This window comes from Nocardioides sp. CPCC 206348, assembly GCF_048654705.1.
In the GTDB taxonomy this organism is placed as follows: domain Bacteria; phylum Actinomycetota; class Actinomycetes; order Propionibacteriales; family Nocardioidaceae; genus Nocardioides.
Genome location: NZ_JBMCZA010000198.1, coordinates 149,773 through 150,708, shown reverse-complemented (window position 1 = coordinate 150,708; position 936 = coordinate 149,773). Strand labels below are relative to the sequence as shown.

1 protein-coding gene is annotated in these 936 nt (G+C 70.5%); it reads right to left on the bottom strand.

What is annotated here, in order from left to right:
* Positions 1-743: acyl-CoA dehydrogenase family protein (locus tag ACOADB_RS19200; RefSeq protein ID WP_378602076.1), on the bottom strand; the 743-nt coding region annotated here is incomplete at its 3' end.
* Positions 744-936 lie beyond the last annotated feature (193 nt).

The following is a 936-nucleotide window of genomic DNA, read 5'->3' as shown; positions in this document are numbered from 1 at the left end:
CCGGCGGCGACCGAGATGCGGCCCTTGTCGAGCGCGGTCATCGCGATCTTGAAGCCGGAGCCCTCGTCACCGAGCCGGTTGCTGTCCGGCACCCGCACGTCGGACAGGATCAGCTCGGCGGTGGCCTGGCCCCGCAGGCCGAGCTTGCCCTTGATCTCGCGGCGCTCGAAACCGGGGGAGTCGGTGGGCACGAGGAAGGCCGTGATGCCCCTCGCGCCGGGCCCGCCCGTGCGGGCGAAGACCAGCGCGACCGTTGCCCAGGTGCCGTTGGTGATGAAGAGCTTGTTGCCGCTGATCACCCAGTCGTCGCCATCGCGTACGGCCCGGGAGACGAGCGACCCGGCGTCCGATCCGGTGCCGGGTTCGGTGAGGCCGAAGCAGGCGAGGCCCGCACCGCTGCACAGGTCGGGCAGCCAGGCGTTCTTCTGCTCCTCGGTGCCCCACGCCTGGATGCTCTTGCTGACCAGGCCGAGGGAGACACTCACGATCCCCCGGATGGAGGTGTCGCCGCGGCCGAGCTCCTCCATCATCAGGACGTAGGACAGGAAGTCTCCGCCCGAGCCGCCGTACTCCTCAGCGATCCCCATCCCGAGGAAGCCGACCTCGGCGAGCTTGCCGACAATCGCCCGGTCGACCTGTTCCTCGCGGTCCCACGCGGCGGCATTCGGCACCACCTCGCGGTCCACCCAGTCGCGGGCGAGGTCCCGCAGCGATTGCTGGTCGTCGGTCAACGTCAGGTCCATGGCGCCATCGTGCCCGATGGCTGCCCCGATGGCTGCCGGCACTGCTCCACTTGCGGGGGAGCGGTGCGTGCGCCAGCCTCGGCGCATGGGACTTCGTGACAGGTTCACCGCCGGTTTCGCCCGCCAGCTCGGTCATCCGTCCGGGCCCGCGGGTCGGCTTGTCGCCCGGATGCTCAACAAGGGCAACAGCCGC